This window comes from Stenotrophomonas sp. 10L48 (genome assembly GCF_056395105.1).
This window is the reverse complement of the sequence record NZ_JBFTIX010000003.1, coordinates 43,716-56,037: the sequence shown is the minus strand read 5'-3', so window position 1 is coordinate 56,037 and position 12,322 is coordinate 43,716. Positions and strand designations below refer to the sequence as shown.

Annotated in this window: 11 protein-coding genes; 6 read left to right on the top strand and 5 right to left on the bottom strand. The window is 67.9% G+C overall.

The genetic code is table 11. From position 1 onward, the window contains the following. Positions 1 to 44: 44 nt before the first annotated feature. From rpmG to dnaQ, 3 genes are all read right to left on the bottom strand, one after another. The gene (gene rpmG, locus AC1DCU_RS05810) at positions 45 to 212 is read right to left on the bottom strand and encodes a 50S ribosomal protein L33 (RefSeq protein WP_170272460.1); all 168 of its coding nucleotides are present in this window, start codon (positions 210 to 212) and stop codon (positions 45 to 47) included. 10 nt (positions 213 to 222) lie between these two features. Further along, entirely contained in the window at positions 223 to 459 is a 237-nt protein-coding gene (gene rpmB, locus AC1DCU_RS05805; RefSeq protein WP_005411638.1) for a 50S ribosomal protein L28, read from the bottom strand. Between the two features lie 240 nt (positions 460 to 699). After that, positions 700 to 1,209: a DNA polymerase III subunit epsilon gene (dnaQ, locus tag AC1DCU_RS05800; RefSeq protein ID WP_442251885.1), complete on the bottom strand. Its 510-nt coding sequence runs from the start codon at positions 1,207 to 1,209 to the stop codon at positions 700 to 702. A 203-nt stretch (positions 1,210 to 1,412) separates the two neighbouring features. Here dnaQ and AC1DCU_RS05795 point away from each other — a divergent pair, with 203 nt between their 5' ends. Next, the gene (locus tag AC1DCU_RS05795; protein ID WP_442251886.1) at positions 1,413 to 2,645 is read left to right on the top strand and encodes a nucleotide disphospho-sugar-binding domain-containing protein; all 1,233 of its coding nucleotides are present in this window, start codon (positions 1,413 to 1,415) and stop codon (positions 2,643 to 2,645) included. On the opposite strand, the gene AC1DCU_RS05790 is transcribed toward AC1DCU_RS05795, so the two are convergent. Continuing rightward, on the bottom strand, positions 2,614 to 3,507 hold the full coding sequence (locus AC1DCU_RS05790) for a LysR family transcriptional regulator (RefSeq protein ID WP_032976783.1): 894 nt from the start codon (positions 3,505 to 3,507) through the stop codon (positions 2,614 to 2,616). The genes AC1DCU_RS05795 and AC1DCU_RS05790 overlap by 32 nt on opposite strands. A 110-nt stretch (positions 3,508 to 3,617) precedes the next feature. Between AC1DCU_RS05790 and AC1DCU_RS05785 the strand changes: the two genes are divergently transcribed. The 5 genes from AC1DCU_RS05785 to AC1DCU_RS05765 all read left to right on the top strand — a co-directional run bounded on the left by AC1DCU_RS05785 (position 3,618) and on the right by AC1DCU_RS05765 (position 10,247). Next, positions 3,618 to 4,016, top strand: coding sequence for a RidA family protein (locus AC1DCU_RS05785; protein ID WP_025878068.1), 399 nt, complete (start codon positions 3,618 to 3,620; stop codon positions 4,014 to 4,016). A 161-nt stretch (positions 4,017 to 4,177) separates the two neighbouring features. After that, complete coding sequence (locus AC1DCU_RS05780; protein WP_032976781.1) at positions 4,178 to 4,522, top strand: hypothetical protein; 345 nt, start codon at positions 4,178 to 4,180, stop codon at positions 4,520 to 4,522. A gap of 56 nt (positions 4,523 to 4,578) precedes the next feature. Next, the gene (locus AC1DCU_RS05775; RefSeq protein WP_025878070.1) at positions 4,579 to 5,832 is read left to right on the top strand and encodes a TolC family protein; all 1,254 of its coding nucleotides are present in this window, start codon (positions 4,579 to 4,581) and stop codon (positions 5,830 to 5,832) included. Then, on the top strand, positions 5,829 to 7,028 hold the full coding sequence (locus AC1DCU_RS05770) for an efflux RND transporter periplasmic adaptor subunit (RefSeq protein ID WP_478013575.1): 1,200 nt from the start codon (positions 5,829 to 5,831) through the stop codon (positions 7,026 to 7,028). Before AC1DCU_RS05775 ends, AC1DCU_RS05770 begins: the two co-directional genes overlap by 4 nt. Before the next feature lie 9 nt (positions 7,029 to 7,037). After that, positions 7,038 to 10,247 carry an efflux RND transporter permease subunit gene (locus tag AC1DCU_RS05765; protein ID WP_442251888.1) on the top strand — a complete coding sequence of 1,070 codons (3,210 nt, stop codon included), beginning with the start codon at positions 7,038 to 7,040 and terminating at the stop codon, positions 10,245 to 10,247. A 102-nt stretch (positions 10,248 to 10,349) separates the two neighbouring features. Here AC1DCU_RS05765 and AC1DCU_RS05760 read toward each other — a convergent pair whose 3' ends face one another. Then, positions 10,350 to 12,122, bottom strand: a complete 1,773-nt coding sequence (locus AC1DCU_RS05760) for a DUF885 domain-containing protein (protein ID WP_025878076.1) — start codon at positions 12,120 to 12,122, stop codon at positions 10,350 to 10,352. Positions 12,123 to 12,322: the final 200 nt, after the last annotated feature.

Genomic DNA, 12,322 nt, shown 5'->3' with positions numbered 1-12,322 from the left:
CACGAGGGCGGGTTTTTTCGGAAGCGACCCGCAATCCTTGCGGATTACTTGATCTTGCCTTCCTTGTACGGGACGTGCTTGCGCACGACCGGATCGTACTTGGAGAATTCCATCTTCCCCGGGGTGTTCTTCTTGTTCTTGTCGGTCGTGTAGAAGTGACCGGTACCAGCGGTCGAAATCATACGGACCTTATCGCGCTTGCCTGCCATGATCGTCTACTCCTCAGACCTTTTCGCCGCGCGCACGCAGCTCAGCCAGAACGGAATCGATACCGTTCTTGTCGATGGTGCGCAGTGCATGCGCGGAAACACGAAGCTTCACCCAGCGGTTCTCGCTGGCAACCCAGAAGCGGCGCTCGTGCAGATTCGGCAGGAAACGACGACGGGTCTTGTTGTTGGCGTGCGAGACGTTGTTACCCGTCTGCACTCGCTTGCCGGAAACCTGGCATACGCGGGACATGGCGCACCTCGATAGTAAGTTGTGTCTCCCCGTAGCCCGGGGGACGGCGGCCTCGGTGGTTGCCCACCACACGTCAAGAGAATCAAAGGGTTACGCTGGCGTTGGGCGGCCGGGGACGTGCTCCCGGGGGCGCCGCCCGGCACGAAACCGGACACAGCGAGCCGCGCATTATGCACGCAATCAAGACCTTGCGCAACTTACCCACAGGCCACGCCTGAACACGATGACGGCGCCCTGCCCTCAGCGCAGGTGCGGTACCACCTGGGCCAGCAGGTGGGCATCCTTCAGTGCGCCATGCAGGCCGCGGGTGCCGGGAATATGCAGGCGCTGCAGCACATCGTCGAGCTTGTTGGGCATGCCCGGCCAACGGCTGCGGGCCAGCTTCAGGCTGCAGGTCACGCGGCAGTGCTGGGCCAGCCCACCGGCCAGCCCCGCCAGGCGCAGCTCGTTGTCGAGGAAACCGACGTCGAAGGTGGCGTTGTGCGCGACCATCTCGCTGCCACGCAGGAACTCCAGCAGTTCGGCGGCCTTGCTCGCAAACAGCGGCTTGCCCACCAGCATGGCATCGCTGATGCCGTGCACGCGCAGCGCGCCCCAGTCCACCTTCCGCTGCGGCTGCAGGTAGGTGTGGAACTGGCGGCCGCTGAGTTGTCCATCGACCAGTTCCACCGCCCCGATTTCAATCACCCGATGGCCCAGGCGATGCGAGATACCGGTGGTTTCGGTGTCCAGTGCGACGACGCGGCTCACGGCGCACGCCGGTATGCAGGGGCCGGCATGCGGCAGACAAGGGACGGTAGGGATGGCAGTGCGGTCATGCGGTGCTGGATCCTGTTGCGCGCCCCCCGTGCGGCGGGGGCAGATGAGGCGGGATTGTCCCACGCGGTGCGTCGGCAGGAGCGCGGATGAACACAGCGATGTCGGCATACTGGTGATTCACTGCGGAGGCTCCAATGCGACTGCTGGCCCTCACCTACGGCACCGAAGGCGATACGCGCCCGCTGGTCATGCTCTGCCATGGGCTGATCGCGGCCGGTCACGAGGTCATGCTGCTGGCCGACGGCGGCACCCTCGACAGCGCGAAGGCCTTGGGCGTCCCGCACGCCGCGCTGGAAGGCGACATCCACGACGAAGTGGTGGCGCTGGTCTCACGCGGCAATGGCGTTGCCGCCGCCAGCACCGGGCTGGCACGGATGGCGCTGCAACATGTCGCCGGCTGGATGCACCAGGCCGATGCTGCAGCCGACGGCTGCGATGCGATCCTGACCGGTGGCCTGGCTGCGTTCGTCGGCATGAGCGTCGGCGAGCGTCGCGATCTTCCGGTGATCGGCGCCGGCATGATTCCGCTGACGCCGACGCGCGCGTTCCGCTCGCCCTTCCTGCCGCCCGGACGCTCGCCGGGCTGGTTGAACCGGGCCAGTTATGGCCTGGTCAACGGCCTGATCTGGCGACAGTTCCGCGGCCCGATCAACACGGCCCGCCAGCACGCCGGGCAGCCACCACGACGTTCCCTCTGGGCTGGCCTGCCGATGCTGTATGGCATCTCGCCACAGCTGCTGCCACCGCCTTCGGACTGGCCGGCCGACCACCTCGTGTGCGGCCAATGGTCGGCCCCTGCTGCGCCGTGGCAACCGTCGTGCGAACTGCAGGCTTTCCTCGATGCAGGACCGCCGCCGGTCTATCTGGGCTTCGGCAGCATGACCGGCTTCGAGCGCGAACGTGTGCTGCCGGCGCTGTTGTCGGCGCTGGCGCCACGCCGCGTGCTGCTGTTTCCCGGTTGGGTCGGCGTGCCCGACATGACGCTGCCCGACTCGGTACGGGTGATCGGCCCGACCCCGCATGAAGCGTTGTTGCCGCGCTGCGCACTGGCGATCCACCACGGCGGCAGCGGCACCACGCATTCGGCATGCCGCGCCGGCATACCGTCGATGGTGATGCCGTTCGCCGCCGACCAGTTCTTCTGGGCCGATCGACTGCAGCACCTGGGCGTGGCACCGGCGCCACTGTCACCCAAGCGGTTGCAGCCGAAGGTGTTGGCCGATGCACTGGCGTTCGCCGAGCATGCGGATACACGCGCACGTGCGGCCGCGCTGGGCGCTGCAATGGCGAACGAGGATGGAGTGGCATGCGGCGTGGCCGCACTCGAGCGCTGGCTCAGCCCAACGTCTCCACCACCCAATCAATGAACACCCGCAGCCGCTGGCTCATGTGCCGGTTCGGCGGGAACATCACGTGCATCGGCATCGGCGGCAGCTGCCAATCGTGCAGCACGGGCAGCAGCTCGCCGCGCGCCACATGCGGTTCGGCCATGTAGCTGGGCAGCGCGACCACGCCGAGGCCGGCCAGGCCAGCGGCCAGATAGGCGTTGCCATCATCGAAGCCGATTGAATAGCGCCCCTGCACCTCGACGCGCTCGGCGCCACGCTGCGCGGTGAACACGCGGGCGCGGCCACTGCGTGGGCTGAGAAAACCGACCGTGTGGTGGTCCGGCCCTTCCAGCGCGCGCGGGTGTTCCGGCACACCGAACCGCTGCACATAGCCCGGGCTGGCGTGGAAGCCGATCGGCAGGCGCGCCAGCGGTCGTGCCACCAGCGCGGGATCGGCAGGCGCGCCACCACGGATCACGCAATCGACGTTGTCGGCGATGACATCGACCTCGCGGTCGCTGACGCCGATGTCCAGCTGGATCTCCGGATAGCGCGCCTGGAAATCCGGCAATGCCGGCACCAGCCGCAGGCGCGCATACGGCCCCGGCACGTCGACGCGCAGGCGCCCGCGCGGTTGTGCGGCGGCCTCGCCCAGCCCCCCTTCAACCTCTTCCAGCTCGGCCAGCAGGCGAGCGATGCGCGGGTAATACACCGCGCCATCGGCAGTGACGCTGACCCGGCGCGTGGTGCGGTTGAGCAGCCGCAACCGCAGATGCGCTTCCAGCTGCTGCACCAGCTGGGTGACCGTGGTGCGGCTGAGCTGCAGGGTGTGCGCGGCGCGGGTGAAGCTGCCGGTCTCCACCACCCGGGCGAACGCGCGCATCGCTTCGAAACGGTCCATGGCCGTGGCTGTGATTGTTTGGAATATGCAATCAATCTAGACCGATCATCACGGTTTATCCAGGCAGCGACAGCGGGGAGGATGGTCCGCTCCCGTCTGGAATCCGTCCCATGTCCCACCGTGATGTTGTCTTTCCCGCCGGCCGGCAGGCGCTGTACGAGCGAAACCGCTATTCGCCGGCGATCCGATCCAATGGCTTCCTGTTCGTTTCCGGCCAGGTCGGCAGCCGCGAGGATGGCTCGCCCGAACCGGACTTCGAGACCCAGGTCCGCCGCGCCTTCGACAATCTCAACGCGGTGCTGGCCGCGGCCGGCTGCACGTTCGATGACGTGATCGACGTGACCGTGTTCCTGGTCGATCCGGAAACCACCTTCGAAAAGGCCTGGGCGATCGTGCCCGAGTACTGGGGCCAAGCGCCGCACCCGACCCTGACCGGCATCGGCGTGACCTGGCTGTATGGGTTCCAGTTCGAGATCAAGGTGATCGCCAAGCTGCCTGCGGACAGGTAGTGCCGGCCACTGGCCGGCAGCGCATTGCGCCAGCAGGGTTCATGGGATTGCCGGCCAGCGGCCGGCACCCCGGACACCCGCCTGAACGGAACACGCCGACAAATTCCCGAGGTGGCCATTGATATTGTATCCACCGAAAACCGCTTGCTAGCCTCCCCTCCATGCGCCGGATCGCCCGCCACCTTCGTTCGACCCTGCTGATGCTGCTGATGGCGGCATTCGTGGTCGTGCCGGTGGCTGATGTGCTGGCGTGTGCGGTGGAACCGCACGACAGCACCGTGGTGCATGTGGAAGCCGGTGCCGAAGATGCCGACGGTGACACTGACAACGACGGCAAGCACGCCGCTGCCTGCAGCCACAACCACTGCCACCACTCCAACCTGAGCCTGCCGGCGAGCACCTTCGCCGCCTTTGGCACGCCGCAACCGGCGCGCTGGACGAATGCAGGCGATGCGGCGACCTATGCGGTCGCCCAGGACGAACTGGCACGTCCTCCCCGGGCGTGAGTTGAGCGCGTCCCGCAATCGCGGGCTCCCGTTTCACTCACAACCGGAATCCCCCTATGTCGATCCTGACACGTCGGTCGCCGCGCGCGGCCGGGCTGGTCGTCGCCGTGCTGCTGGGCCTGATCCCCGCCGCACAGGTCGCCGCACAAGCCGCACCTTCGTACGACACCCTGCTTGAACGCCTGGACCAGCTGCCCGGCGCCCGCGTCGGCGCGGCATTGGCCGAGGCGGCCGACGCCCGCGCCGACCAGGCCCGGGCGCTGCCCAATCCGTCCCTTTCCTGGTCCGCCGAAAACGCTTGGGGCACAGGCTCCTACGGCGGCATGGGCCGGGCCGACACCGTGCTTACCCTGTCCCAGCCTCTGGAGGTCTGGGGCCAGCGCGGCGCGCGCGTCCGCGCCGCCCGCGCCGAGGCACAGGCCGCTGCCCTGCGGGGTTCGCAGAGCCGCAGCGATGTCGCCAGCCAGTTGGCGGCGATCTACGCACAGGCGGAAAGCGCCCTGCGTCGCTACACGCTGGCCGAAGAAGCGCTGAGCCTCACCCGGGACGATGCGGCGGCGGTCACCGCCATGGTCAAGCATGGCCGCGAGCCGCAGTTGCGTGCCGTGCAGGCACAGAGTGAAGTGGCCAATGCCAGCGCCGCGCTGGATGAGGCGCAGGCCTTCCGCGACGCCGCGCTGGCCCGCCTGGCCGGTGCGGCCCTGCTGGATGCACCGGTGCAGACCATCGACAACAGTCTGCTCGATCGCGCACCGCCAGCACCGCGTGGCGCCATCGATGTGGCTCTGGCCGTGCGTGTGGCCGAAGCCGAAGTTGATGCGGCCGGTCGTCTGGTCGACGTCGAGCGCAAGCGCGCCCTGCCCGACCTCAGCGTTACCGCCGCGCAGACGCGTTTCCGCGAGGACCGCGAACAGGCCTACACGCTCGGCGTCAGTCTCTCGATCCCGTTGTTCGACCGCAATCGTGGTGGCATCCGCGCCGCCAGTGCCGAACAGCGCGCGGCCGAAGCGCGCTTGGACCAGCAGCGGCGCGACAGCGAAGCCGAACGCTTGTCGGCGGTAGCGGGCCTGAAGGCCGCCGGCAGCCGCACCCGCGCCGCCGACGAAAGTGTGGTCGCCGCCGAGGAAGCCTATCGGCTGGCGCGCATCGGCTTCGACGCCGGGCGCATCTCGCAGCTGGAACTGCGCAGCACCCGCAGTGCCCTCATCGCCGCCCGCGGCACCGCCGTGGACGCGCGCCTGTCGCGCGTCGGCGCGGAAATCGATCTCGCCCGCCTCGAAGGGCGCGCACCCTTTGTGGAGGCCCGATGAACCTGTCCCGTTCTTTCCCGCTGGTTGGCGGCTTGTTGCTGACTGCATTGCTGGCCGGTTGTTCTGGTAACACACAGGCCCCGGCAGTCTCGGAGCCCGCCGGCAAGGCAACGGCTGACGATGGCCATGGCCACGCCGCCGACAGCACCGACGCCAAGGCCGAAACCGGCAACGCGGCAGATGCCGATGAAGGCGTGGTGCAGCTGACGCCAGAGCAGATCAAGGCATCCGGCATCGACGTGGTGGCCGTCGGCCGCGGCGGCGGTGGTTCGACGCGGCTGTCCGGCCGGGTGGAACCGTCGATCGGTGCACGTGCCTCGGTCGCTTCCACCGTGACCGGTCGCGTGGAGCGCGTGCTGGTCGCACCGGGCACGGCAGTGAAGCAGAACCAGACGCTGGCGATCGTGGTCAGTGGCGAGGCGGCGGTGTTCCGCGCCAATGCGGTTGCCGCCGCCGCGGAGGCAGAGGCGGCGCGCCTGGCCCACGGCCGCGACAAGGCGCTGGTCGAACAGGGCGTGGTCGCTCGCCAGGAACTGGAAACCTCACGCGCGCGCTCGCTGGCGGCGCAGGCGCAGGTCGCCGCCGCGCAGGCACAGGCCGCCGCCAACGGTTCGCCCGACAGCAGCGGCCGCGTGCGCGTCACCAGCCCGGTGGCCGGCATCGTCGGCAATGTGCAGGTCACGCCCGGCGGCGTGGTGGCGGCCGGCAGCCCGGTGGCCGACGTCGCCGATCCGTCGATGAACGAGCTGGTGTTCACCGCGCCACCGGCGCTGGCCGCGCAGGTCACGCCGGGCATGACGCTGGAAGTGACCGTGCCGGGCGGCAGCTTCAGTGCCGCCGTCACCGGTTCGGCCGCCGATGTGCGCCAGCAGGGTGGCGTGGCGGTGATCCGTGCCATGCCGGTGGATGCCGCATTGCCACCGGCCGGTTCGCCGGTGTCGGCGGTGGTGGTCACCGACGGCAAGGACGGCGCGTTGAGCGTGCCGGCTGATGCGGTACAGAACGTCGGCGGCAGCAGCGCGGTATTCGTCGCCGTCCAGGGCGGCTTCAAGGTGCAGCCGGTACTGGCCGGCCGACGTGCCGGTGACCGCATCGAGATTCTCGGCGGCTTGAACGGCGACGAACGCATCGTCGGCGCCAACGCGTTCCTGCTCAAGGCCCAACTGGCCAAGGGCGAAGCCGAGCACGGGCACTGAGGACCTTCCATGTTCAAGCTCATCATTGAAACCGCGGTACGCCACCGCTGGCTGGTCGTGGCCCTGGCTGCACTCGTTGCCGCCGTGGGCCTGTTCCAGCTCGGCAAGCTGCCGATCGATGCGGTACCGGACATCACCAACCGCCAGGTGCAGATCAACACCGTGGCACCGGCACTGACGCCCGAGCAGATCGAGCGGCAGGTGACCTATCCGCTGGAAACCGCGCTGGCCGGCATCCCCGGCCTGACCACCACCCGTTCGCTGTCGCGCAATGGTTTCTCGCAGGTCACCGCGATCTTCACCGATGCCACCGATATCTACTTCGCCCGCCAGCAGGTGGCCGAACGCATGCGCGAGGCCGCCGAAGCGCTGCCCGAGGGTGCCTCGCCGATGCTGTCGCCGGTCACCACCGGCCTCGGCGAGGTGTTGATGTGGACGGTGGACTTCACCGCGTTCGACCCTGCGAAGCTGGCCAAGCCCGGTGAAGCCGGCTGGCAGGCCGGCGAGGTCTACCGCACGCCGGAAGGCAACCTGCTGCGCACGCCGGAAGAACGTGCCACCTACCTGCGCACCGTGCAGGACTGGATCATCGCGCCGCAGATGCGCTCCAGCCCCGGGCTGGCGGGCGTGGACACCGTCGGTGGCTACGTGAAGGAATACGGCGTGCATCCGGACAGCGCGCGGTTGGCCGCGCATGGCCTGGGCCTGGCTGATCTGGTGACGGCCCTGCAGCGCTCCAACGTACAGGCCGGTGCCGGCTTCGTGCAGCGCGCCGGCGAAGGCCTGGTGGTGCGTGCCGACGGTCTGGCACTGACCACCGACGATCTGGCACAGGCGCCGGTAGCCACCCGCAACGGCGTGGTGGTGCGGGTGGCCGATGTGGCCGATGTCGGCCTCAGCCGCGCACCCCGCCTGGGTGCGGCCAGCCGCAACGGCCATGAAGCGGTGCTCGGTACCGCGCTGATGATCGCCGGCGGCAACAGCCGCACCGTGGCCCAGGCGGCCGCCACACGGCTGCAGCAGGTGAATGCCTCGCTGCCGGCGGACATCGTGGCCGCGCCGGTGCTGGACCGCAGCGTGCTGGTCAATTCCACCATCAAGACCGTGGCCAGGAACCTCACCGAGGGCGCGCTGCTGGTGGTGGTGGTGCTGTTCCTGCTGCTCGGCAACCTGCGCGCGGCGACGATCACCGCACTGGTGATCCCGCTGTCGTTCCTGTTCGCGGTGATCGGCATGAACCGCTTCGGCATCAGTGGCAACCTGATGAGCCTGGGTGCGCTGGACTTCGGCATCCTGGTGGACGGCGCGGTGATCGTGATCGAGTCGACGCTGCTGATGCTGGGCCAGCGTCGTGCCGAACTGGGCCGTGCGTTGACCGCGATGGAACGCCTGCGCGTAGCGGCCGATTCGGCGCGAAAGATGGCACGCCCGGCAGCGTTCGGCCAGCTGATCATCCTGCTGGTGTTCGCACCGATCCTCACCCTGGAAGGTGTGGAGGGCAAGACGTTCCACCCGATGGCCGCTACGTTCATGCTGGCCCTGGTGGGTGCCTTCATCTTCTCCTTCACCTTCGTGCCGGCGATGGCCGCGCTGATGGTGCGCGAGCCGAAGCCGAAGGAAGGCGAGGCACACAGTGATGATGGCCAGCACGAAACGAAGCTGATCCGCGTGCTGCGTGGACGCATCGAGCCGATCATCCGCCAGGCCGTCGCGCGGCCGCGCGCAGTGATCGCCGGTGCAGCGTTGATGCTGCTGGTGGGCATTGGTTCGTTCGGCCTGCTCGGCCGCGAGTTCATGCCTACCCTGGATGAAGGCAACGTGGCGATGCAGGCACTGCGCGTCCCGTCTACTTCGCTAGAGCAGTCGCTGGCGATGCAGCTGGCACTGGAGAAGGCCATCGCCCAGCAAGCGGAAGTGGAAACGGTGTTCTCGCGTACCGGCACCGCCGAAGCGGCAATCGACCCGATGCCGACCAACATTTCCGACAGCGTGATCGTGCTCAAGCCGCGTGCGGACTGGCCCGATCCGACGCTGGGCAAGGAGGCGCTGGTGGCCCGCTTCGAAGAACTGGCCGGCCAGCAGCTGGGCAACAGCTTCGAGTTCAGCCAGCCGATCGAGCTGCGCTTCAACGAGCTGATTTCCGGCGTACGCACCGACCTGGCAGTGATGATCTTCGGCGATGACTTCAGCCAGCTGCAGAAGGTGGCCGACCAGGTGGCGCTGAAGCTGCGCGCGGTGGAGGGCGCGGCCGATGTGCGGGTGGAGCAGATTTCCGGCCTGCCCACGCTCAACGTCAAGATCGACCATGTAGCGGCAGCGCAGTACGGGCTGACCGCCGCCGACGTCAGCGATGCGCTGTCCACCGGCATCGGCGGCACGGCAGCCGGCAAGATCTTCGAGGGCGACCGTCGCTTCGATGTGGTGGTACGTCTGGATGACAGCGCACGCAACGACCCGGATCAGCTGGCCTCGCTGCCGATCGCCACGCCGGCCGGCGTGGTGATTCCGCTGTCCTCGGTGGCACGCATCAGCGTCAGCGAAGGGCCGAACCAGATCAGCCGCAACAACGGCAGCCGCCGGGTGGTGGTGCAGGCCAACGTGCGCGGCCGCGACCTCGGCGGATTCGTTGGCCAAGCACAGGCCGCCGTGGCCGACGTGGCACTGCCGCCCGGTGCGTACCTGACCTGGGGTGGCCAGTTCGAGAACCTGCAGCGCGCGGAAAAGCGCTTGGCCACGGTGGTGCCAGTGGTATTCCTGCTGATCGGCAGCCTGCTGTTCATGGCCCTGCGCAGCGGCAAGGAAGCGGTGCTGGTGTTCAGCTGCGTACCGCTGGCGCTGGTCGGCGGCATCCTCGCCCTGCTGCTGCGCGGCATGCCGTTCTCGGTGTCGGCCGCGGTGGGCTTCATCGCCGTGTCCGGCGTGGCCACGCTCAACGGCCTGGTGCTGATGCAGGCGATCCGCGAGCGTCTGGACGCCGGTGACGTGCCGATGATGGCCGCAATCAACGGTGCATCCAGCCGTATCCGCGCGGTGCTGACCACCGCACTGGTGGCCATCGTCGGCTTCATTCCGATGGCGATCGCCAGTGGTTCCGGTGCGGAAGTGCAGAAGCCGCTGGCGACGGTGGTGATCGGTGGCCTGATCACCGCCACGGTGCTGACCCTGCTGGTGCTGCCGACCTTCGCCGCGCGCGTGGCGAAGGTGCGCGTGGCAGGGTGAGATGAGAGGGGGTCGGAGCCCTTTCCAGCGGAAAGGGCTCCGACCCGCAGCAGGGTCGGATCCCCGCCGCTCTGGCGGCGCTCTGACCCGGCGGCGCGGCGATCAGGCCTTCTTGCGCTCGGCAATGTACGCCTGGATCTGCTGCTCCAGCACCGGCAACGGCACCGAACCCTGCTTCAGCAGCGTGTCGTGGAAGCCCTTGACGTCGAACTTGTCGCCCAGCTCCTTCTCGGCCTGCGCACGCAGGCGCACGATGGCGATCTCGCCGAGCTTGTAGCTCAACGCCTGCCCCGGCCAGGAAATGTAGCGATCCACTTCGGTGGTCACTTCGTGCTCACTCAGCGCCGTGTGGTCACGCAGGTAGGCCAGCGCCTGCTCGCGGCTCCAGCCCTTGCTGTGCACGCCAGTGTCGATCACCAGGCGCGTGGCGCGCCACATCTCGTAGGTCAGGCGACCGAAATCCTCGTACGGGGTTTCGTAGATGCCCATTTCCACGCCCAGCTTCTCGCAGTACAGCGCCCAACCTTCGCCATAGGCGGAGATGTAGGCATTGCGGCGGAACTCCGGCAGGTTCTTCTGCTCGGCAGCGATGGCACCCTGCAGTGCATGGCCCGGGTCGGATTCGTGCAGGGTCAACGCCGGCAGGTTGTACAGCGGGCGCGACGGCAGGTTGTAGGTGTTGAGCCAGTAGGTGCCCATGCCACCACGGCCGGCGGTCCAGAACGGCGCGATGTCCGGCGGCACCGGCACGATGGTGAAGCGCGCGCGCGGCAATGTCATGTACTTGCCGAGCTGGCCATCGGCGCGCTTGGAGATCCATGCGGCGCGCGACAGCAGTTCTTCCGGCGTCTTGGCGTAGAACTGCGGGTCGGTACGCAGGAAGGTCAGGAACTCGGCAAAGCTGCCCTTGAACTTCACCTGCTTGATGATGTCGTTCATTTCCTTCTGGATGCGTGCCACTTCATCCAGGCCGATGCGGTGGATCTCGTCCGGCGACAGGTCCAGCGTGGTGTATTCGTGGATCTGCTGCTTGTAGTACGCCTTGCCGTCAGGCATCGCTTCGGCGGCCAGGGTGGTACGCGCCTGTGGCACGTATTCGTTGACGAAGAAAGTGCGCAGTTGCTGGAACGCCGGCACCACCTTGCCGCTGATCGCCGCGCGGGCCTGTGCCTGCAGCTTGGCCTGCTCCGCAGCCGGGACGGTGTTGGGCAGCTTCTTGAACGGCGCGTACAACGGCGATTCGGTCGGGTCCTTCAGTTCGGCGACAGTGGCGATGGACACCTCGCGGCCATCAAGCACCGCACGCGGCACGCTGAAGCCGCGCTTCAGGCCGGCACGCATGTTCCCGGTCTGCTGGTCGAAGTAGCGCGGCACATCATTCAAGCGCGCGATGTAGTTCTGGTAGTCCTGCACGGTCTTCATTTCGCGCCGGGCCATGAAGGACAGGTTGGACCAGAACGAGGAATCGGCGTTGAACGGCATCTCGTAGCCGCGCAGGCGCACTTCTTCGGCCAGGTTGAACACCTGGTCGCGGTAGATCGCGTAGTTGACCTGGTTGTCGGGCGAAAGGGTCTTCGGGTCGATCTTCTTCAGCGCGGCCAGGGTCTGGTCCCATACCTCCAGGCGTGCCTGCTGCGCGGCCGGGCCGACGTCGGGCATGCGGGTGGCATTGGCCGGCGCGTCTTCGTCCTCGCTGGCCTCGCCGCCGCCTTGCTGGCGCCACTTCCATTCCTTCTCGTACAGCGCGCGGAAGGCGGCATCGGCGGGCGACTCGGTAGCCACGCTGGCCGGCGCGACGGCGGTGGGTGGTGCGGCCAGGGCCACGGCAGGGGCAGACAGGGCGATCAGCAGGGCTACGGCAAGACGGGTTTTCACAAGCACAGGTTCCCGGGAAGGCAGACCCCGATCATGGCACCCCTCACCGCGCATGGCATGGGACGAAGGTCCTGCCTCAGTAGATCCACGCCATGCGTGGATGCTCCTGCCGCGGACGCATCGGGCCAACCAAGGTCGGCATCACCCGGGCACGGCGGCGCCTGCGTGGCCACTCTGGTAGCTGCCAACCTTGGTTGGCA